The organism is Brevundimonas sp. 2YAF1 (genome assembly GCF_052114745.1).
GTDB lineage: Bacteria > Pseudomonadota > Alphaproteobacteria > Caulobacterales > Caulobacteraceae > Brevundimonas.
The window spans coordinates 200,825-220,982 of the sequence record NZ_JBFRFI010000004.1; the positions used below are offsets into that span (position 1 = coordinate 200,825).

13 protein-coding genes are annotated in these 20,158 nt (G+C 68.1%); 5 read left to right on the forward strand and 8 right to left on the reverse strand.

All coding sequences use genetic code 11. The annotated features are described in order from the left end of the window. Window positions 1-21 precede the first annotated feature (21 nt). Window positions 22-2,064 (forward strand): TonB-dependent receptor, encoded by a 2,043-nt coding sequence (locus tag AB4Y68_RS07855; protein ID WP_441454954.1) that lies wholly within the window; start codon window positions 22-24, stop codon window positions 2,062-2,064. Between the two features lie 220 nt (window positions 2,065-2,284). Then, window positions 2,285-5,065, forward strand: a complete 2,781-nt coding sequence (locus AB4Y68_RS07860; protein ID WP_441454955.1) for a TonB-dependent receptor — start codon at window positions 2,285-2,287, stop codon at window positions 5,063-5,065. A 181-nt stretch (window positions 5,066-5,246) separates the two neighbouring features. Here the strand turns inward: AB4Y68_RS07860 and mce are convergent, their stop codons facing one another. The 4 genes from mce to AB4Y68_RS07880 all read right to left on the reverse strand — a co-directional run bounded on the left by mce (window position 5,247) and on the right by AB4Y68_RS07880 (window position 11,377). Then, window positions 5,247-5,669, reverse strand: coding sequence for a methylmalonyl-CoA epimerase (gene mce / locus AB4Y68_RS07865; protein WP_441454956.1), 423 nt, complete (start codon window positions 5,667-5,669; stop codon window positions 5,247-5,249). Continuing rightward, on the reverse strand, window positions 5,669-7,828 hold the full coding sequence (scpA, locus tag AB4Y68_RS07870) for a methylmalonyl-CoA mutase (RefSeq protein WP_441454957.1): 2,160 nt from the start codon (window positions 7,826-7,828) through the stop codon (window positions 5,669-5,671). The genes mce and scpA overlap by 1 nt, the downstream gene beginning before the upstream one ends. Beyond that, complete coding sequence (locus AB4Y68_RS07875; protein WP_441454958.1) at window positions 7,825-9,204, reverse strand: methylmalonyl-CoA mutase family protein; 1,380 nt, start codon at window positions 9,202-9,204, stop codon at window positions 7,825-7,827. The genes scpA and AB4Y68_RS07875 overlap by 4 nt, the downstream gene beginning before the upstream one ends. A gap of 181 nt (window positions 9,205-9,385) precedes the next feature. Continuing rightward, window positions 9,386-11,377, reverse strand: a complete 1,992-nt coding sequence (locus AB4Y68_RS07880; protein ID WP_441454959.1) for an acetyl-CoA carboxylase biotin carboxylase subunit — start codon at window positions 11,375-11,377, stop codon at window positions 9,386-9,388. Between the two features lie 95 nt (window positions 11,378-11,472). On the opposite strand from AB4Y68_RS07880, the gene AB4Y68_RS07885 reads away from it, so the two are divergent. Continuing rightward, window positions 11,473-11,886 carry a GIY-YIG nuclease family protein gene (locus tag AB4Y68_RS07885; protein ID WP_441454960.1) on the forward strand — a complete coding sequence of 138 codons (414 nt, stop codon included), beginning with the start codon at window positions 11,473-11,475 and terminating at the stop codon, window positions 11,884-11,886. Between the two features lie 295 nt (window positions 11,887-12,181). Here AB4Y68_RS07885 and AB4Y68_RS07890 read toward each other — a convergent pair whose 3' ends face one another. Continuing rightward, window positions 12,182-13,717 (reverse strand): acyl-CoA carboxylase subunit beta, encoded by a 1,536-nt coding sequence (locus tag AB4Y68_RS07890; protein ID WP_441454961.1) that lies wholly within the window; start codon window positions 13,715-13,717, stop codon window positions 12,182-12,184. 131 nt (window positions 13,718-13,848) lie between these two features. Between AB4Y68_RS07890 and AB4Y68_RS07895 the strand changes: the two genes are divergently transcribed. Beyond that, window positions 13,849-15,258 carry a short-chain fatty acyl-CoA regulator family protein gene (locus AB4Y68_RS07895; protein WP_441454962.1) on the forward strand — a complete coding sequence of 470 codons (1,410 nt, stop codon included), beginning with the start codon at window positions 13,849-13,851 and terminating at the stop codon, window positions 15,256-15,258. A gap of 190 nt (window positions 15,259-15,448) precedes the next feature. Here AB4Y68_RS07895 and AB4Y68_RS07900 read toward each other — a convergent pair whose 3' ends face one another. Further along, on the reverse strand, window positions 15,449-16,951 hold the full coding sequence (locus AB4Y68_RS07900) for a CoA-acylating methylmalonate-semialdehyde dehydrogenase (RefSeq protein ID WP_441454963.1): 1,503 nt from the start codon (window positions 16,949-16,951) through the stop codon (window positions 15,449-15,451). Between the two features lie 102 nt (window positions 16,952-17,053). Here AB4Y68_RS07900 and AB4Y68_RS07905 point away from each other — a divergent pair, with 102 nt between their 5' ends. Beyond that, the gene (locus tag AB4Y68_RS07905) at window positions 17,054-17,938 is read left to right on the forward strand and encodes a LysR family transcriptional regulator (protein ID WP_441454964.1); all 885 of its coding nucleotides are present in this window, start codon (window positions 17,054-17,056) and stop codon (window positions 17,936-17,938) included. Here AB4Y68_RS07905 and AB4Y68_RS07910 read toward each other — a convergent pair. Beyond that, window positions 17,935-19,713 (reverse strand): M56 family metallopeptidase, encoded by a 1,779-nt coding sequence (locus AB4Y68_RS07910; RefSeq protein WP_441454965.1) that lies wholly within the window; start codon window positions 19,711-19,713, stop codon window positions 17,935-17,937. The two genes, AB4Y68_RS07905 and AB4Y68_RS07910, sit on opposite strands and share 4 nt — an antisense overlap. After that, window positions 19,710-20,084 carry a BlaI/MecI/CopY family transcriptional regulator gene (locus tag AB4Y68_RS07915; RefSeq protein ID WP_441454966.1) on the reverse strand — a complete coding sequence of 125 codons (375 nt, stop codon included), beginning with the start codon at window positions 20,082-20,084 and terminating at the stop codon, window positions 19,710-19,712. The genes AB4Y68_RS07910 and AB4Y68_RS07915 overlap by 4 nt, the downstream gene beginning before the upstream one ends. Window positions 20,085-20,158 lie beyond the last annotated feature (74 nt).

Sequence of the window (20,158 nt, forward strand, 5' to 3'; positions counted from 1 at the left end):
GCTGTAACGGGGATGCGTACCATGCGACTTCAGACTCTCCTGCTCACCGCCGCAGGCGCCGCCGCGCTGTCGAACGCCGCCTGGGCCGCCGATCCGGGCGCCCCCGCCGATCCGCAGGAAGCCGTCACCGTGGTGCCTGAAGTCGTGGTCCACGCCCTGCCGCTGGGCCGCGCCGGCGACGACGTCGGCTCGCACGTCGCCCTGCTGAGCGGCGACGAACTGGTCCACCGTCGCCAGTCGACCCTGGGCGACACGCTGAGCGGCATCCCCGGCGTCAACTCCGACACCTTCGGCGGCGGCGCCAGCCGCCCGGTGGTGCGCGGTCAGGCCGCCCCGCGCGTCAAGGTGCTGAGCGAAGGCGCCGGCCTGATGGACGCCTCGGAAGTCTCGCCCGACCACGCCATCTCCGGCGAACCCCTGCTGCTGGAAGGCATCGAAATCCTGCGCGGCCCCTCGGCGCTTCTCTATGGCGGCGGCGCCATCGGCGGCGCGGTCAATCTGCTGGACAAGAAGATCCCCACCCGCGTTCCGGCCGACGGCGGCGAGGGCGTCGCCGAATTCCGGCTGGGGTCGGTGGACAATGAAGAAGCCGGCGTGGTCGGCCTGACCGTCGGCGCCGGACATTTCGCCGTCCGCGTCGAGGCCGCCGCCCGCAAGACCGACGACTACAAGGTTCCCGACCAGGCCGAACCGCGCCTGGACGGCTCCTACAACGAGACCTCCACGGCGACGCTCGGCGCCTCGTACATCGGGTCGCGCGGCTATCTGGGCGCGGCCTACACCGAACAGACCAGCCGCTACGGCCTGGCCGGGCATGAGCACCAGTTCGAAGGCTGCCACCCGCACGGCGACGAACTGCACTGCGACGCCGACGATGGTCACGACCATGGCGGCGGCGACGCCGGCCACGACGTCCCCGAGGTCCGGCTGAAAAGCCGCCGCGTCGATGTGCGCGGCGAACTGAGCGATCCCCTGCCCGGCGTCGAGAACGTGCGTCTGCGCGCCGGCTACACCGACTATCGGCACGACGAACGCGATCAGGGCGTCGTCTCGACCACCTTCACCAATCAGGGCTACGACGGCCGAGTCGAGGTCCAGCACAAGCCGGTCGCCGGGCTCAAGGGCGTGGTCGGTCTGCAACTGAGCAAGAGCGACTTCGCCGCCGTCGGCGAGGAAAGCTTCCTGGCCCCCAGCACGACGAAGAACACCGGCCTGTTCGTGATGGAGGAATACGAACTGGGCGACTGGCATTTCGAGGGCGCCGCGCGTCAGGAATGGCAGAAGGCCTCGGCCCTGGCCCTGCCCGACGCGGACCACTCGCCCTTCTCGATCTCGGGTTCGGCGGTCTGGCACTTCACGCCCGGCTGGACCGGCGCCGTGTCGCTGTCGCGCTCTCAGCGCGCCCCCTCGGCGCAGGAGCTTTATGCCGACGGCGTCCACCTGGCGACCAACACCTTCGAGATCGGCTCATCGGACCTGAAGGTCGAGACGGCCAATGCGCTGGAGCTGACGCTTCGCAAGAGCGCCGGCGCCACCACCGGCTCGGTCAGCGCCTATCACTACATCTATGACGACTACATCTTCGCCCGCACGCTGGACCAGGTCGAGGACTTCCGCCTGATCCGCTACAGCCAGTCCGACGCGACCTTCACCGGTCTGGAGGGCGAGGTCCGTCAGCAACTGACGCCGTGGCTGTCGGCCACCGTCTTCGGCGACTATGTGCGCGGCCAGTTGAAGGGCGACGGCGGCAACCTGCCCCGCATCCCGGCGGCGCGTCTGGGCGTGCGGGCCGAAGCCTTCTCGGGCCCGTGGTCGGGCGACGTGGAATACAGCCGCACCTTCAAGCAGAACGACATCGCCGCCTTTGAGCACGAGACGCCCGGCTTCAACATGGTCAACGCCACCGTGGCCTATGACGTCGAACTGGGCGGAATGAAGTCGCAGGTCTTCTTGCGCGGGACCAATCTTCTGGACGAACTGGCGTTCAACCACGCCTCCTTCCTGGCCGAAGTCGCGCCCCAGCGGGGCCGTAACCTGGAGCTGGGCGTCCGCACCCGCTTCTAGAGACACGCCGATCGAAAATAGAGGGGCGGGGTCCGACGGACTCCGCCCCTTCGTGCGTTTGAACAGGCCTGTCAGCTCTGCTGTGACTTTTCCGCGTCATTACAGGCCTTTAATCTTGAAGGCCGCGAACGGCCATTGTTCGGCGCACATGAGTCTCTAAGCGAGCCGACAGACGCCAACGGGGGGCGGCGTCACGCCCCCGATTCTGTCAGGATTCCGCATGTCGCCCGTCGTGATGTTGCTCGCCCTCGCCTCCATGGACCCCGCCGTCGCCGCGCTGGTTGAGGCCGCCCCGAGCCAACAGGCGCAAACGCGTTCCAAATCGGCGAACGAGCGAGACGTCTACGACCTCGGCGAAATCACCGCCACCAGCGCCAAGCGCGGCGCGGCCATCGGCGATTTCGAGCCCGAGCTGGTTCTCGACGAAGAACAGATCAAGGCCTACGGCGCGAGCAGCATCGCCGAACTGCTGCAGGCGCTGGCGCCCCAGACGCGCAGTTCGCGCGGCGGCAGCGGCATGCCCGTGCTGCTGGTCAACGGCCGCCGCATCTCGGGCTTCCAGGAAATCCAGGGCCTCCCGCCCGAAGCCATCGAGCGCACCGAGGTTCTGCCCGAGGACGCCGCCCTCGCCTACGGCTACACCGCCGACCAGCGGGTGGTGAATTTCGTCCTCAAGGCCCAGTTCCGTTCGGTCACCAGCCAGGCCAGCACCCGGCGCCCCGATCAGGGCGGCCGCACGGTCAGCCAACTGGAGAACAACTTCCTGCGCATCGCCGGCAAGCAGCGCTGGACGATGGATCTGGAATACCGAAACGAAACGCCGCTGTTCGAGACCGAACGCGACATCATCCGCTCCACCGACGGCGCGCCCTATGACCTGCTGGGCAATGTCACCGCGCCCGGCGGCGGCGAGATCGATCCCGCCTTGTCGGCGCGTTTCGGCGCGCCCGTCAAGATCGCCGGGGTGACGCCCGCTGCGGCGGACGGCTCGGCCAGCCTGGCCGACTTCACCAACGGCGCCCGCACCGGCGATCTGAACGCCTACCGCACCCTCCTGCCCAAGCGCGAGCAGGGCACGGTGCGCGGCTCGGTGATGCACGACCTCAACGGCACGACGGCCCTGACGGTCAGCGGCAGCCTGGAGGACACCACCAGCTTCAGCTTCCTCGGCCTGCCGGGGGTCAGACTGACCTTGCCGACGACCAGCCCCTATTCGCCGTTCGGGAACGATGTGATCCTGAACCGCTACGTCAACGCACCCGACGCCCTGTCGCGCACGACCGACACCCTGGCCGGCAAGGCGGGCTTCGTCGCCGACGGCTTCCTGGGCGACTGGCGGTGGACCCTGACCGGCGGCTACGACCGCACCGAGGTCAAGACCAGCACCGGCCGCGGCCTGGACGCGACCACGCTGCAGGCCGGCGTCAGCGCCGGGACCATCAACCCCTTCGCCGATCTTCCGGCCCTGCCAACGGGCGGCGTCGACACCGCCCGCTCGGTCTCCAGCCTGGCCAACGCCGAGGTCGTGTTCAACGGCAACGCCTGGGACGGCCCGGCCGGCAGGCTGAACTCGACCCTCAAGGTCGGCTTCAACACCCAGTCGCTGGATTCCGAAAGCGTGCGGTCGGGCGTCTTCTCCGAGCGCTCCCTGTCGCGGAACCGCGCCAGCGCTTCGGGCAACTTCAACCTGCCCATCGCCAGCCGCAGCCGCGAGGTGCTGGGCGCTCTCGGCGACCTCTCGGCCAATCTGAACCTGGGTTATGAGGACCTGTCGGACTTCGGCGGCCTGACCTCCTACACCCTGGGGCTGAACTGGACCCCGTGGGAGCCGGTCAGCTTCACCGCCAGCTACGCCAACGAGCAGAACGCGCCGTCGATGTCGCAGTTGAACGACCCGACCATCTCGACGCCGAACGTGCCGGTCTATGATTTCGCCACCGGCCAGTCGGTGAACATCACCCGGATCGAGGGCGGCAACCTCGGGCTGTCGGAAGAGACCAAGAAGACCCTGCGGTTCGGCGTCAACCTGACGCCGATCAAGGACAAGGACCTGCGGATCACCGCCAACTACACGCGGACCCAGGTCGACGGCTCCATCGCCTCCTTCCCGACGATCACGCCGGAACTGGAAGCCGCCCTGCCCGAGCGGTTCGTGCGTGCCCCCCGAGGCCAGTGCCCCACAGGCGAGTTGCTGTGCCCCGTAGGCGAACTGCTGTCGATCGACGCGCGCCCGCTGAACTTCCAGGGCGCCGAGCGTCAGGAAATCCGCTGGGGCTTCAACTACTCCACCCCCTTCGGCAAGCCGGATCCGGCCGCGGCCGCGCGCATGGGCATGGGCATGGGCGGCGCAGGCGGCCCGCGTTCCGGCGGTCCCGGCGGTCCCGGCGGCGGCCCGCGCCCGGGCGGCGGCGCTCCGATCATGATCACAAGCAGCAGCGGCGGCGGCGGCGGCGGCGGCGCAACCACGTTCCGTATGGGCGGCGGCGGCCCGCGCGGCGGCGGCATGCAGGCGGGCCAGGGCCGTTTCAACTTCTCGCTCTATCACACCTATCGCCTGCAGGATGAGATCACGATCCGCGACGGCCTGCCGGTCCTCGACCTGCTGGACGGCGCTGCCACCGGCTCGCGCGGCGGCCAACCGCGCAATGAAATCCAGATGCAGACCGGCGTGTTCAAGAGCGGCATGGGCGCCTTCATGAACGCCAACTGGCGGGATTCCACCCGTATCGACGGCGGCGGCGCGGGCGCGCAGGACCTGACCTTCTCGGACCAGACGACGGTCGGACTGAACGTCTTCGCCGACCTGTCGTCGCGGCCGACCTGGGTGGCCAAGTATCCGTGGTTGAAGGGCGCGCGGGTCAACATCGGGGTCGAAAACCTGTTCGATTCACGCCTCGAGGTCCGCGACGCTCAAGGGAATACGCCGCTGAGCTATCAGAGCGACTATCTGGACCCGCTGGGCCGGACCTTCCGCATCAGCCTGCGGAAAATCCTGTTCTGATCAAGAATAAAGGCCCGGTCATCGACCGGGCCTTTTGCTATCCTGCCCCGCTCATCCCGGCGGACGCCGGGACCCAGTGAGAGCTTCACGCGCGACCTTGAGTATCGCGGTTTCGAGACCGCCAGCCTTTAGCCAAATGACTGGATCCCGGCGTCCGCCGGGATGAGCGGTTGATGAGAAGTCAGTGGTCGCCTTTCGGCGCCTCCATCAGTTCGATCAGGACCCCGCCCATCTCCTTGGGATGCAGGAAGACGACCGGGGTGCCGTGGGCGCCGATGCGCGGTTCGCCCGTGCCCAGGATGGTCACGCCCTTGGCGCGCATCTCGACGACGGCAGCGTGGATGTCGGCCACCTCGAAGCAGACGTGGTGCTGGCCGCCCTTGGGGTTCTTGGCCAGGAAGCCGGTGATGGGGCTGGTCGCGTCATAGGGCTCGATCAGTTCGATCTGGGCCGTCGGCGTGTCGATGAAGCAGACCCTCACCCCCTGCGTCGGCAGGTCGAACGGCTCGCCTATCTTGGTCGCGCCCAGGATGTCGCGATACAGCTTGATCGAGTCCGCGATCGAGGGCGTGGCGACGCCGACGTGGTTTAGATTGCCGATCATTACTTCTTCTCCGCCGGCGCAGGCTGGGCATAGCCCAGACGCAGGTTCAGCTTTTCAATCAGGTCCGCCGCCGTCTCGGCGATCACCGAGCCAGGCGGATAGACCGCCGCAGCGCCCATATCGAGCAGGGGCTGGACGTCGGCGGGCGGAATGACGCCGCCGACCACGATCATGATATCCTCGCGGCCCAACTTGGCCAGTTCGGCGCGCAGTTCGGGAACCAGGGTCAGGTGCCCCGCCGCCAGCGACGAGGCGCCGACCGCATGGACGTTCTTCTGCACCGCGTCGCGCGCGGCCTCGGCGGGCGTCTGGAACAGAGCCCCCGCCGTCACATCGAAGCCGATGTCGCCGTAGCCGGTGGCGACGACCTTCTGGCCCCGGTCGTGGCCGTCCTGACCCAGTTTGGCGATCAGGATGCGCGGCGGGCCGCCGTCATTTTCCACAAAGGTCGCGACCATGTCGCGGGCGCGGGCCACCTTGGGATCATTCCCGGCTTCCTTGCCGTAAACGCCCGAGACGGTCTTCACCGAGGCGACGTGGCGGCCAAACGCGGCCTCCAGCGCGTCGGAAATCTCGCCCACGGTGGCCTTGGCGCGGGCGGCCTGAACCGCCAGTTCCAGCAGGTTGGCCTTGCCGCGCGCCCCATTGGTCAGGGCCTCCAGCGCCGCGTCGGTGGCGGCCTGATCGCGCTCGGCGCGCAGGCGCTTCAGCTTGTCGATCTGGGCGGTCAGGACGGCGGCGTTGTCGACCTTCAGCATCGGAATGCTGTCGGGCGCAGCGTTCAGATAGCGGTTCACACCGACCACAGTCTGCTTGCCGGTGTCGATCCAGGCCTGGGTCCGGGCGGCGGATTCCTCGATCCGCAGCTTGGGGATGCCGGCCTCGATGGCCGCGGCCATGCCGCCCAGGGCCTCGACCTCGGCCATGTGGGCACGGGCGCGCTCGGCCAGTTCATGGGTCAGCCGCTCGACGTAGAAGCTGCCGCCCCAGGGGTCGACGGTGCGGGTAAGGCCCGTCTCCATCTGCAGCAGGATCTGGGTGTTGCGCGCGATCCGGGCCGAGAAGTCGGTCGGCAGGGCCAGGGCTTCATCCAGGGCGTTGGTGTGCAGGCTCTGCGTCTGACCGCCCGCCGCCGCCATGGCCTCGACCATGGTGCGCGACACGTTGTTGAACACGTCCTGCGCCGCGAGGCTCCACCCCGAAGTCTGGCAGTGAGCCCGCAGCGACAGCGACCGCTGGTCCTTGGGTCCGAACTTCTCGGCGACCTTTTCAGCCCACAGCAGGCGGCCGGCCCGCATCTTGGCCACCTCCATGAAGTAGTTCATGCCGATGGCCCAGAAGAAGGACAGGCGCGGCGCGAACCGGTCCACGTCCATCCCGGCGTCGACGCCCGCCTTGATGTATTCCAGACCGTCCGACAGCGTGTAGGCCAACTCGATGTCGGCCGAGGCCCCGGCCTCCTGCATGTGATAGCCGGAGATGGAGATGGAGTTGAACTTCGGCGTCTCCTGCGCGGTCCAGGCGAAGATGTCCGAGATGATCCGCATCGAGGGTGCGGGCGGATAGATGTAGGTGTTGCGGACCATGAACTCCTTCAGAATGTCGTTCTGAATGGTTCCGGTCAGGGCGGCGTGCGGCACGCCCTGCTCTTCCGCCGCCACGACATAGAGGGCCAGGATCGGCAGAACGGCGCCGTTCATGGTCATGGACACCGACATCTGATCCAGCGGAATGCCGTCGAACAGGGTCCGCATGTCCAGAATGCTGTCGATGGCCACGCCGGCCATGCCGACGTCGCCCTTCACCCGCGGGTGGTCGCTGTCATAACCCCGGTGAGTGGCCAGATCGAAGGCGATCGACAGCCCCTTCTGACCCGCCGCCAGGTTGCGGCGATAGAAGGCGTTGGACTCCTCGGCGGTCGAGAAGCCCGCGTACTGGCGGATCGTCCACGGATTGCCCGCGTACATGGTCGGGTACGGTCCGCGCATATAGGGCGCGAAGCCCGGCAGGCCGTGGATGGCGTCCAGACCGTCCAAGGCTTCGGGGCCATAGGAGGTCTCGACCGTCAGGCCCTCGGGCGTCAGCCAGGGATCGCGCGTTGGCCCTGAGCCAGTCGTGGTCAGGTCGAGATCGACCTTGGAGAAGTCGGGGAAGCTCATTGGCTCGCCTCCTCGGACGCCATTTCAAAGGGCGCGGCGAACCGCACCGGGGTCAGGGCGGCGGCGTGCACGGGAACATAGGCGGGATCAGCCGTCTCGACCGGCGCCGGGCGCGGATCGGGATCGACGTATTTGGTGACGCCGACCATGTGGCGGGCGCCGTCCTTCAGCGCCGCTTCCAGCTGGCCGCGCGCGCGTTCGACGCGGGGCTGGATCAGGTGATGCTTCAGGGCCTCGACCACGCCGCCTTCGGCTTCGATCGACTGGAACTCGGTCCAGCCGGCCTCGGCCAGATCTCGGGTGCGGCTGTCCAGGAACCAGGACCCGGCGGCGGGATCGTCCACCCGGCCCAGATTGGCTTCTTCCATCAGCACCAGCTGGGTGTTGCGGGCCTGACGGCGGGCGAAGGCGTCGGGACGGCCCTCGGCGCGGGTGAAGGCGTCCAGCACCACCACGTCGGCGCCGCCGACAGCGCCGGCGAAACCGGCGGCGGTCAGACGCAGCAGATTGGGCCAGGGATCGCGCGCCGACAGCATCCGCCGCGACGAGCGGGCCTCAATGATGGCCGGGGTCTCATGCCCGAAGGCCTTGGACACGCTGGCCCAGATCAGGCGCATCGCCCGCACCTTGGCCAGGGCGTCGAAATACTCGGCGTCGACGGAGACGCCCAGCACCACGCCCTTCAGCGCCTGCTCGATGGTCAGGCCGGCAAGCACGGCGGCCTTCACATAGGCCACGGCGCTGGCGGCGGCGAAGGCCAGTTCCTGCCCTGCCGAACCGCCAGCCTCGTGCACCACGCGGCCCGAGGCCAGGAACAACTTCGCGTCAGGATAGGTCCCGGCCAGACGTGCGGCGGCCTCAGCGGCCTCGGTCACGGCGGCGTCGATCTCGCCTTCACCCGCCTCGGCATAGGCCGAGATGGGGTCGAGGTGGAATTGCAGCTGGGCGCGGGGCGAACCCTTGGCCACGGCCGCCAGAGCCTCGGCGGCCTTCACGCCGTCAAAGCCCGCGTCCAACGCCACCGGCGCCAGTTCCAGAGCCACGCCGTCCAGCGCGGCGGCCAGCGTCGCCTCATCCGTCGTGAACGCCCCCTTCAGCACCACCGAGGCGGCGCCGTTTTCAAGGTCGGTCAGGACGGCGGCGTTGACCGCCGCCGCCTCGTCGCCCTCGACCAGGGTGCGCAGGTCCCACGCCCGCCCCTCGGCGTCCGTCGTGCGCGGCGCGCGCAGCGCCTGCACCCCGGTCGCGTCGGCATAGAGCGGCCGGATGACCAGGCCGTCGGCGTCGAGGTGGAGCAGGCTTTCGATCGCCCGCCCCTTCAGCGCCTTCTCGGCCTGTTCGCGCCATTCCAGCGGCGTCGGCGTTACAAAACTCATGACCGCGCTGTCCCTTTCGTCGTCGTCCCATTCAACGTCATCCTGGGCCCCGTGCCCAGGATCCAGACCCGCGACGCCGGATGCGGGCCACGGGCAGACGACGTGTTTCTGGATCCTCGCCACAAGGGCGAGGATGACGGATCGTGAGTAGGCGAGAATGACCGATCAGGCATGAAAGCCATCACGCAAACTCCACCAGCACGTCGTCGGCGGCGACCGGATCGCCGGCCTTGGCGCCGACCGCCTTCACCACGCCGTCGCGCTCGGCCTTGAGGATGTTCTGCATTTTCATGGCTTCGATGATGGCGACGGTCTCGCCCGACTTGACCTCCTGACCGACGGTCACGGGGATGTCGACGACCAGACCCGGCATGGGCGACAGCACCAGCTTGGAGGTGTCGGCGGCGACCTTTTCAGGCAGGCGCTGATACATCTCCGCGGCGCGCGGCGTCAGGACGCGAACGCGCGCTTTCGCTGCGCGGTGGCGGATATCGAAGCCGTCGGGCGCGCGCTTGACCTCGGCGGTGAAGGGCTCGCCCTCTTCTCCAGCATTGGCCAGCACGGCGCGGAACTGGGCCATGCCCGGACGCCAGTCGATTTCCGACAGGGTCAGGTCGCGCTCGTCCAGCGAGATGACCAGGTCCTCGGCCTCGTCGTACGACAGCGACACCTCGTGGCCCTCGCGCCCGATCAGCACGGTCCAGTCGGTGCGTTCCGAGGGATCGCCCGCCTGCTCGGCCAGGACCTCGTTCATCGCCGCGGCCACGGTGATGAAGATGTCCTTCTGCGCCTCGCTGGGTTCCAGCCCGCGGAAGCCGTCGGGGAACTCGTCCTTGATGTAGCTGGTCGACAGCTCGCCGGACTTGAAGCGCTCCTGGTCCATCACCGCCGACAGGAAGGGGACGTTGTGGCCGACGCCCGACAGGTGGGTGTCTTCCAGCGCGCGGGCCATCCCGGTGACGGCGGCCTCGCGCGTCTCGCCCCAGGCGCACATCTTGGCGATCATGGGGTCGTAGAACATGCTGATCTCGTCGCCCTCGCGGACGCCGGAATCGTTGCGGACCGTATAGTCCCCCTGATCGCCTTCCTCGGGCTGCTCATAGCGCACCAGACGGCCGATCGACGGCAGGAAGCCGCGATAGGGGTCCTCGGCGTAGATGCGACTTTCGATGGCCCAGCCGTTGATCGACAGGTCTTCCTGTTTGAAGCCCATGGTCTCGCCGGCCGCCGAACGGATCATCTGTTCGACCAGATCGACGCCGGTGATCAGCTCCGTCACCGGATGCTCGACCTGCAGGCGGGTGTTCATTTCAAGGAAGTAGAAGCTGCGGTCCTGCCCGGCCACGAACTCGACGGTGCCGGCGGAATCGTAGTTGACGGCGCGGGCCAGAGCCACGGCCTGATCGCCCATGGCCTTGCGGGTGGCGTCGTCCAGCAGGGGCGACGGCGCCTCTTCGATGACCTTCTGGTTGCGGCGCTGGATCGAGCATTCGCGGTCGAACAGCGAGACGATGTTGCCGTGCTTGTCGCCCAGCACCTGAATCTCGATGTGGCGCGGATTGACGATGAACTTCTCGAGGAAGACCCGGTCGTCGCCGAAGGCGGTCAGGGCCTCGGCCTTCACGGCGGCGAAGCCCTCGGCCATGTCGGCGTCGGAATGGGCGACGCGGATGCCCTTGCCGCCGCCGCCGGCGCTGGCCTTGATCATGACCGGATAGCCGATCTCATTGGCGATCTTCACCGCCTCTTCGGTCGATTCAATCAGGCCCATGTGGCCCGGCACGGTCGAGACGCCCGCTTCAGCCGCGAACTTCTTGGACGTGATCTTGTCGCCCATGGCCTCGATGGCGTGCGGGTTCGGGCCGATGAAGGTGATGCCCTCGGCTTCCAGACGACGCGCGAAGACCGGGTTTTCCGACAGGAAGCCAAAGCCGGGGTGGACCGCTTCGGCGCCCGACTGGCGCACTGCATCGACGATCTTGTCCTGGATCAGATAGGACTGGGCGGCGGGCGACGGCCCGATGTGGATGGTCTCGTCGGCCATCTCGCAGGCCAGCGACCCGGCGTCGGCGTCCGAGTAAACCAGCACCGTCTTGATGCCCATCTTGCGGCAGGTCTTGATGATGCGAACCGCGATCTCGCCCCGGTTGGCGATGAGGATTTTGGAGAACATGATTATGCTTTCTCTGCCGTCATCCTAGGCCTTGTGCCTAGGATCCAGAAACACGACGCGGCCGTGCCTGCTGGCGAAGTTGAGAGGGGAACGGGATGGTCAGTCGAGACGGCCTGATCGGCGTCTATATGATGGCGAACCGTATGCACGGGGTGATCTACATCGGCGTAACCAGCGACCTGATCATGCGGACGGATCAGCATCGGCGAGGCGTCGTCGAAGGCTTCACCCGACGATATGGGCTGAAGCGTCTGGTCTGGTACGAGCGCCATGGAACCATCGTCGACGCTATCCAGCGGGAGAAGTCGCTGAAACGCTATCCCCGCGACTGGAAGACCAATCTGATCGAGCGGATGAACCCCGACTGGTCCGACCTGTTTCCTGCCCTGATGTCCGGGGGAGCCGAGACGGCGCCGGACATCGAGGGCTATCGCGACTGGACGCCTGCCGAACCTGCCGCACCCAAGCCGCGGCTGCTGCCGAAGAACTGGCGAACGGACGAAGGCTGAACGCCCATCCCTTACTTCCGGCATCCTCGCCCTTGTGGCGAGGATCCAGACACGCGACGTCGCTCGTGACCCGCCAACGACGGAGTCTCTGGATCCTCGGGACAAGCCCGAGGATGACGCGGGGTGTGTGAGGGAAACTGAGCGCCCATCCCTTGCTTCCGTCATCCTAGGCCTTGTGCCTAGGATCCAGACACGCGACCTCGCCCATGAAACGCCAACGACGGAGTCTCTGGATCCTCGGGACAAGCCCGAGGATGACGGCGGTTGGGGAGGGACGGGCAGAGGCACGGTCAACCTACAGCGGAATGTTGTCGTGCTTCTTCCAGGGATTTTCCTGGGTCTTGTTCTTCAGCGTGCGCAGGGCCTTGATCAGGCGGCGGCGCGTGCCGTGGGGCATGATGACGTCGTCGATATAGCCCAGACCGGCCGCCACGAAGGGGTTGGCGAAGCGTGCCTTGTACTCGGCCTCGCGCGCCGCCAGGGCCTCGGGGTCGCCGGCCTCCTTGCGGAAAATGATCTCGACCGCGCCCTTGGCGCCCATGACCGCGATCTCGGCGGTGGGCCAGGCGTAGTTGACGTCGCCGCGCAGGTGTTTGGAGCTCATGACGTCATAGGCGCCGCCATAGGCCTTGCGCGTGATGACCGTCAGCTTGGGCACGGTGGCCTCGGCATAGGCGAACAGCAGCTTGGCGCCGTGCTTGATCAGGGCGCCGTATTCCTGCTTGGTGCCCGGCATGAAGCCCGGCACGTCCACCAGGGTCACCAGCGGGATGTGGAAGGCGTCGCAGAAGCGGACGAAGCGGGCGGCCTTGCGGCTGGAGTCGATATCCAGCACGCCCGCCAGAACCTGCGGCTGGTTGGCGACGATGCCGACGCTCTGGCCGTCCAGACGGCCGAAGCCGCAGATGATGTTCTTGGCGAAGTCGGCGCCGATCTCAAAGAAGTCGGCCTCGTCGACCATCTTCAGGATCAGCTCCTTCATGTCGTAGGGCTGGTTCGGATTGGTCGGAACCAGGGTGTCGAGGCTGGCCTCGTCGCGATCCGGCTCGTCATAGCTGTCGCGGACCGGCGGCTTTTCGCGGTTCGACAGGGGCAGGAAGCCGATCAGGCGGCGAACCTCGCTGAGGGCCTCCAGATCATTCTCGAAGGCGCCGTCGGCGACCCCCGACTTGCCAGCGTGAACGCGGGCGCCGCCCAGGTCCTCATGGCTGACGACCTCGTTGGTGACGGTCTTCACCACGTCCGGGCCGGTCACGTACATATAGGACGTGTCCTTCACCATGAAGATGAAGTCGGTGATGGCGGGCGAATAGACGTCGCCGCCCGCGCACGGACCCATGATGACCGAGATCTGCGGGATGACGCCCGAGGCGAGCGTGTTCTGCAGGAAGATGTCGGCATAGCCGGCGAGCGATTCCACGCCCTCCTGAATGCGCGCGCCGCCCGCATCGAACAGGCCGATGATGGGTGCGCCCGCCGTCAGGGCCATCTTCTGGATCTTGACGATCTTAGCCGCATGCGCGCCGCTAAGAGAGCCGCCGAAGACCGTGAAATCCTTGGAGAAGACATAGACCAGACGACCGCCGATGGTGCCGCGTCCGGTGACCACGCCGTCGCCGGGGATGCGCTGCTCGGCCATGCCGAAGTCGTGGCTGCGGTGCTCCACGAACATGTCGGTCTCTTCGAAGCTGCCTTCGTCCAACAGGACTTCGATCCGTTCGCGCGCGGTCAGCTTGCCCTTGGCGTGTTGGGAGGCGATGCGCTTCTCACCGCCGCCCAGTTTGGCGGCGGCGCGGCGGCGCTCAAGCTCCTCGAGGATGGCCTGACTCATAACTTGGGCGACTCCCTGCAATCGTTCGTGATCACCAAGACGCTCCGTTGCAAAAAGGCAATCGCAACTTTGCAAAAGGGGCGTAAGTGCGTAAGCCTGCCAAGGTCGATGGGTCGTTTTGCAAAGTTGCGATGGCGGAAAAACTCTATCTCGGGGCCAAGGTGCGCAAGCTGCGCGAGGCGCGCGGCTGGACGCTGGAAGCCTGCGCCGGGCGGCTGGCCCTGTCGCCCTCCTATCTTTCGCAGATCGAGACCAACCAACGCCCGGCGACGGCGCGAGTTCTGATCGCCCTGACGCGCGCCTTCGACGTGGACGCCAGCCTGTTCGACCTGGACGGCGACGCCCGCCTGATCGCCGACCTGCGCGAGGCGGTCACCGACGTGGCCGGTCACGCCGAGGCCCCCTCGCCCATCGAACTGAAGCAGGCCGTGACCAACACCCCCCGGCTGGCGCGACAGTTCCTGGCCCTGCATCAGGACTATCGCCGTCTCGACGAGCGGCTGAAGACCCTGAACGAGACCCTGGGCCGCGACGAGCGGGCGCAAGGATCGCCCGCCCTGCCCTATGAGGCGGTGCGCGACTTCTTCCACTATCGCGACAACTACATCGACGTGCTGGATCAGGCGGCGGAGGCCCTGGCGGAGCAGTTGGGGCTGGGTTCCGGCGGCCATCCCGAGCGCGATCTGGAGGCGGCGCTGAACGACCTGTGCGGCGTGCGGCTGGCGACCGGCGAAGGGCGCGGGGCGATGCGGCGCTTCGATCCGGCGGCGCGCATCCTCTATGTCGACGCCAGCCTGCCCGGCGCGACGCGGTGCTTCCTGATGGCGCACCAGTTGGTGCTTCTGCGCTTCCACGACCTCATCGAGCACGAACTGGACCGGGCGGCCTTCGACATCCCCGCCGCGCGCGACGTCTGCCGGGTCGGTTTGGCCAACTATGCGGCGGGCGCCCTGCTGCTGCCCTACCGCCGCTTCCTCGAGGCGGCGCGCGAACTGCGTCACGACGTGGACCGACTGCGGAACCGTTTCCACGTCAGCTTCGAGCAGGTCTGCCACCGGCTTTCGACGTTGCAGAGGCCCGGCTGGCGCGGCGTGCCCTTCTATTTCGCGCGGGTGGACATGGCCGGGAACATCACCAAGCGGCACAGCGCCACCCGGTTCCAGTTCGCCCGCTTCGGCGGCGCCTGCCCCCTGTGGAACGTGCACGAGGCCTTCGGCGCCCCGGACCGCATCCTGGTCAACCTGTCGGAGATGCCCGATGGCTCGCGCTACATCTGCATCGCCAAGAGCGTGTCCAAGCCCGGCGGCTCCTACCTGGAACCCGACCGCCGCTACGCCCTGGGCCTCGGCTGCGAGATCGAACACGCGGACCAGCTGGTCTATGCGGCGGGGCTGGACCTGAACGGCCCCCCAACGCGGATGGGCGTCAGTTGCCGCATCTGCGAGCGCACCGACTGCGCCCAGCGCGCCTTCCCGCCCATCGACCGGACACTGCACGTGCCGGAGCATGAGCGGGGGGTGATCCCGTATACGCTGAGCTAACTAAGCTTCCTTCTCCCGATGGGAGAAGGTGGCCCGAAGGGCCGGATGAGGGTCGCTGGCCGCCATCGGCGTAAGCCGTCGCGACACGGCTGACGCCGACGGACAGGTCGAACCCTCACCCTTTCGCCTTAGCGGATCGCCTTTGGCTCTCCGAGGCTCAAGCCCTCTCCCACCGGGAGAGGGTCTTGGTTTACCCCATCGTCGGGATGACGAAGCTCGAGTCCGCGTGTTCCAGCGCGCTGTCGGGCCAGCGGGCGGTGACGGTCTTGGTCTTGGTCCAGAAGCGCAGACCTTCCATGCCGTGCTGGTTAATGTCGCCAAAGGCCGAACGCTTCCAGCCGCCGAACGAGTGATAGGCCACCGGCACCGGGATCGGCACGTTGATGCCGACCATGCCGACGTTGACGCGGGCGGCGAAGTCGCGGGCCGCGCGGCCGTTCTGGGTGAAGATGGCGACGCCGTTGCCGTACTGGTGCTTGCTGGGCAGGCTCAGCGCCTCCTCGAAGCTGGCGGCGCGCATGATCTGCAGCACCGGGCCGAAGATCTCTTCCTTGTAGGATTCCATCTCGGGCTTGACGTGGTCGAACAGCGACGGGCCGATGAAGAAGCCCTTCTCGTGACCCTGCAGGCTGAACTCGCGGCCGTCGACGACCAGTTCGGCGCCTTCCTCGACGCCCTTGTTGATCCAGCCCAGGACCTTGTCCTTGTGGGTCTGGGTGACGACCGGGCCATAGTGGGCCTCGGCGTCGGTCGAGACGCCGACGCGCAGGTTGGGGATTTCCGACACCAGACGCTCGCGCAGTTCGTCGGCGGTGCGCTGACCAACCGGCACCACGACCGGCAGGGCCATGCAGCGCTCGCCCGCCGAGCCATAGGCCGCGCCGGTCAGGTCCTTGATCACCTGATCCATGTCGGCGTCGGGCAGGACGATGCCGTGGTTCTTGGCGCCGCCCATGGCCTGGACGCGTTTCCCGTGCTGGGCGCCCATCTGATAGACGTAGTGGGCGATGTCGGACGAGCCGACGAAGCTGACGGCGTGGACGTCGGGGTGGGCCAGGATGGCGTCGACCGCCACCTTGTCGCCGTGGACGACGTTCAGCACGCCCTTGGGCGCGCCCGCCTCCATCATCAGTTCACCCAGACGCACCGGCAGGGACGGATCACGCTCCGACGGCTTCAGGATGAAGGTGTTGCCGGCGGCGATCGCCATGCCGAACATCCACATCGGGATCATGCCGGGGAAGTTGAACGGGGTGATGCCCGCCACCACGCCCAGCGGCTGACGCATTGAATAGACGTCGATGCCGGGGCCGGCGCCTTGCGTGTATTCGCCCTTCAGCGCGTGCGGGATGCCGCAGGCGAACTCGATGACTTCCAGACCGCGCTGGATGTCGCCCTTGGAGTCGGCGATGACCTTGCCGTGTTCCGAGGACAGCAGCTCTGCCAGCTCGTTCATGTTCGCCTCGACCAGGCGCTTGAACTCGAACATGACGCGGGCGCGGCGCTGCGGGTTGGTGCTGGACCAGCCTTCGAAGGCGGCCTGGGCGGCCTGCACCGCGCGGTCCATCTCGCTGACGGTCGCCAGTTGGACGCGGGCCTGAACTTCGCCGGTGTTGGGGTTGAACACGTCGCCGAAGCGCCCGGACGCGCCCTCGAAAGCCGCACCGTCGATGAAGTGGCGAATGTCGCGCATTGGGCGTTTCCCTGTGATGTCATTGTTCGTTCCAGCATGGCCTAGCAGACGGATGGCGCACCACCCATTGCAATCTTGCCTCCTATGCTGTGCATTCCTGCAATGTTCGACTGGGACGACGTTCGCATCTTCATCGCCGCCGCCCGCGCAGGCTCGCTGGCTGTGGCGGCCCGGCGGCTGGGCATCGACGCGGCCACGGTCGGGCGGCGCGTGGCGCGGCTGGAGACGGCGCTGAAGTCGACCCTGGTGGCGCGCTCCGCCTCGGGCCTGCTGCTGACGGCGGCGGGGGCGCAACTGCTGGAGACGGCGCTGGACGCCGAAAGCGCCATGGAGGCGGCCGAGCGGGTGACGCGGCCCGACCTGATCGCCGGCACAGTGCGGATCAGCGTCTCGGAGGGCTTTGGCGGCGCGGTCCTGTCGCCCGCCCTGCCCGGCCTGCTGGCGGCGCATCCCGGCCTGAACGTCGAACTGGCCGCCACTTTCGGCTTCCTGTCGCCCAGCCGGCGCGAGGTGGACATGGCCATCACCCTCAGCGCGCCCGCCAGCCCGCGCCTGATCGTCGAGCCGCTGACGCCTTACCAGCTGGCGCTCTACGCCACGCCCGATTTTCTGGCGCGACGCGGCTGGCCCGACACCATCGACGACCTGCCGCGCTTCGACATCGTCGGCTATGTCGACGACCTGATCTATGCGCCGGAGTTGCATTATCTGGACGAGATTCGTCCCAATCTGCGCCCGCGCCTGGCCTCGTCCTCGATCCGGGCCCAGCGGGACATGATTGCCGCGGGCGGCGGGATCGGCGTCCTGCCCTGCTTCCTGGCCGAGGGGCTGACACGGGTCCTGTCCGACCATGTCCTGATCGAACGCCGCTTCTGGCTCAGCACCCACCGCGACGTCCACGACACGGCGCGGCTGAAGGCGGCGCGGCGCTGGATCAAGACCCTGTGCCGCGACGCCGCCGACCGGCTGTCGCCCTACGCGGTTTAGATCGAGCGCTTGGCGCGAGCCGCCATTTCATCTGCGCGGCGATCCATTTCAGCGGCCCGTTCCACCAGCTTCGGGCTCAACGCGACCAGTTCTGCGTCGGTGACAGCGTTGCCGCGCTCGCGGTTGCGGGCGATCTGTTCGGCGCGATAGGCCGGATCGCGCAGGCGAACGGCTTCCTGGCGCATGTTTTCCGCGCCGCGATGCATCTGCTCGGCGCCGCGGCCCATCTGGACGTGAGCCTGGGTCTGCGCCTCGACGCGGGTGCGTTCGGCCTGTTCGCGAGCGCGCTCACCCTGGCGACGCGCGACGAGGGCCAGTTCACGGGCCTGCTCGCCCTGTCGGCGGGCGATGACAGCCTGAGCGCGCGCCTGTTCGGCCTGTTGTCGAGCCTCGACGCCCTGGCGGCGGGCGGCTTCGGCCTCCGCTCGGACCTGAACGGCGTCAGCGGCGTGCCGGCTGGCCCGGGTGCGCGCGATCATGGCCTGACGACGCGCCTCCACGCCCTGTGCTCGAGCCGCCCGCGCGCTCTCCCGGGCGGCCTGCCCCGCCGCGCGCTGCTCGGGCGTGCCATTCTCGATATAGACGCCATTCGAGGAGTGGTAAAAATAGCCGACGCCATTGGCCGGAGGCGCGGGCGGAGCGGGCGGAGCCGGGGGCGCGGGCGGCGGCGGCGGCGGCAGAACCTGCAACGCCGACGGGGCCGCGGGCGGGGCCGGAGGCGCAGGCGGTGCAGGCGGTGGCGCAGGCGGAGCCGGAGGTGCGGGCGGCGCGGGCGGCGCGGGCGGCGACGCCAGATAGACGACCTCGCCCTTCTCGCTGATCTCCAGGGCCGCCAGAGGCGTGGCGACGACGGCGAGCGCGGCGACGGTCAGGGCGACCGCCAGCGGGCGGCGGCGAGCAGACGTGTTCGTCATGATGCAGGCGATCCTTTTTTCAAGCGTGTGGGTGTCGGCGGCCATGGCCGTCGCGGGCCAAGAGGCGGGATGGGAGGCGGGATGCGCGGCCAGTCGGACCAGGACCCGGGCGTAGTCCCGACGATCCACGGTCCGTACGGCTTCGGCGTCGGCGGCCTCTTCCGAGGCCTCGGCCAAGACGGCGGACAGCCGCCAGACCAGAGGGTTGAACCAGAACAGCGCCAGCGCCAGCCGCGACAGGATCAGGAAGACCCAGTCTCTGCGCCGCAGGTGGGCCAGTTCGTGCGCCAGCACGGCGGAGGCGGTCCGGGGTTCCGCCATACTGGCCGGGTCCAGAACGATGACGCCCGGCGCGACGCCCCAGCTCAGCGGACCGGACACGCGGGCGCTGCTGACAAGCCGGGGCCGCGCGGCAGGCGCCAGGGCGTCCAGCGGCGCGCGCCATGCGGGGCATTTGACGGTCCGTCCCTGCTCCGTCCAGCGGCTCAGGGTGCGCAACCCGAGCAGCAAGCGGCCCACGACCGCCGCTGCGCCCAGCAGCCAGAAACCGGCGGCGATCGTCGCCAGCGTCGGCCACAGCAGGCTGGCCGAGACGGCGACGCCCGCGACGGGCCCGACCTCGCCCGCCCAGAGCGGCGTCATCGGCGTCGCCGCAACGGCGGGCGCAGCGGGCAGCAGCGCCAGCTCCAGGGCGGGCAGGACCGCGACCAGCACCGGCAGCGCCAGCAAGAGACAGACGGTGGCGCGCAAAATGTCCACGCGATCGGAGGCGCGGCGCGCCACGAAGCGCGCCACGATCAGACCGCTGGCGGCGATCAGGCTGGACTTAACCAGCAGGGAGAGAAACAGCGCCAGGCTCATGGCTGACGCTCCACCGCTTCATCGATGGCGCGTTCCAGCGCCGCGGCCTCATCGGCGGTCAGGCGTTGGCCCAGCCCCAGCAGGGCGGTGGCGGCGTTGGCGGCGGAGCCGGCGAAGAAGGTGTCGATCATCCGCTGCAGGGCGCCGGCCGCGACGGCCTCGGTGCGCGGAACGGGGCGATAGACGAAGCCGTCGGCGCCTGCTTGCCGCTCGACCAGCCCCTTGGTCTCCAGTCGGGTCAACAGGGTGCGGATGGCGGAATCGCTGAGCGCGTCCGTCAGGGCGTTGCGCACCCCGGCTGCGGTCCCGGATTCCAGTCGACAAAGGGTCTCGAACACTTCGCGTTCGCGACGGGGCAAGGACTCGATCACGACCAATCTCCGCATCGGTTGACGCTACATTTGTAGCGCTACAAGCGTAGCGGATCGAGTCTAAAATGAGGCAG

Coding starts and splice junctions, on each gene's coding strand:
- AB4Y68_RS07910 (WP_441454965.1), bottom strand. CDS start 19,713: ATGAGCCTGGCGCTGTTTCTCTCCCTGCTGGTTAAGTCCAGCCTGATC.
- AB4Y68_RS07885 (WP_441454960.1), top strand. CDS start 11,473: ATGGTCAGTCGAGACGGCCTGATCGGCGTCTATATGATGGCGAACCGT.
- scpA (WP_441454957.1), bottom strand. CDS start 7,828: ATGAGCTTCCCCGACTTCTCCAAGGTCGATCTCGACCTGACCACGACT.
- mce (WP_441454956.1), bottom strand. CDS start 5,669: ATGATCGGCAATCTAAACCACGTCGGCGTCGCCACGCCCTCGATCGCG.
- AB4Y68_RS07890 (WP_441454961.1), bottom strand. CDS start 13,717: ATGAGTCAGGCCATCCTCGAGGAGCTTGAGCGCCGCCGCGCCGCCGCC.
- AB4Y68_RS07880 (WP_441454959.1), bottom strand. CDS start 11,377: ATGTTCTCCAAAATCCTCATCGCCAACCGGGGCGAGATCGCGGTTCGC.
- AB4Y68_RS07895 (WP_441454962.1), top strand. CDS start 13,849: ATGGCGGAAAAACTCTATCTCGGGGCCAAGGTGCGCAAGCTGCGCGAG.
- AB4Y68_RS07860 (WP_441454955.1), top strand. CDS start 2,285: ATGTCGCCCGTCGTGATGTTGCTCGCCCTCGCCTCCATGGACCCCGCC.
- AB4Y68_RS07855 (WP_441454954.1), top strand. CDS start 22: ATGCGACTTCAGACTCTCCTGCTCACCGCCGCAGGCGCCGCCGCGCTG.
- AB4Y68_RS07905 (WP_441454964.1), top strand. CDS start 17,054: ATGTTCGACTGGGACGACGTTCGCATCTTCATCGCCGCCGCCCGCGCA.
- AB4Y68_RS07900 (WP_441454963.1), bottom strand. CDS start 16,951: ATGCGCGACATTCGCCACTTCATCGACGGTGCGGCTTTCGAGGGCGCG.
- AB4Y68_RS07875 (WP_441454958.1), bottom strand. CDS start 9,204: ATGAGTTTTGTAACGCCGACGCCGCTGGAATGGCGCGAACAGGCCGAG.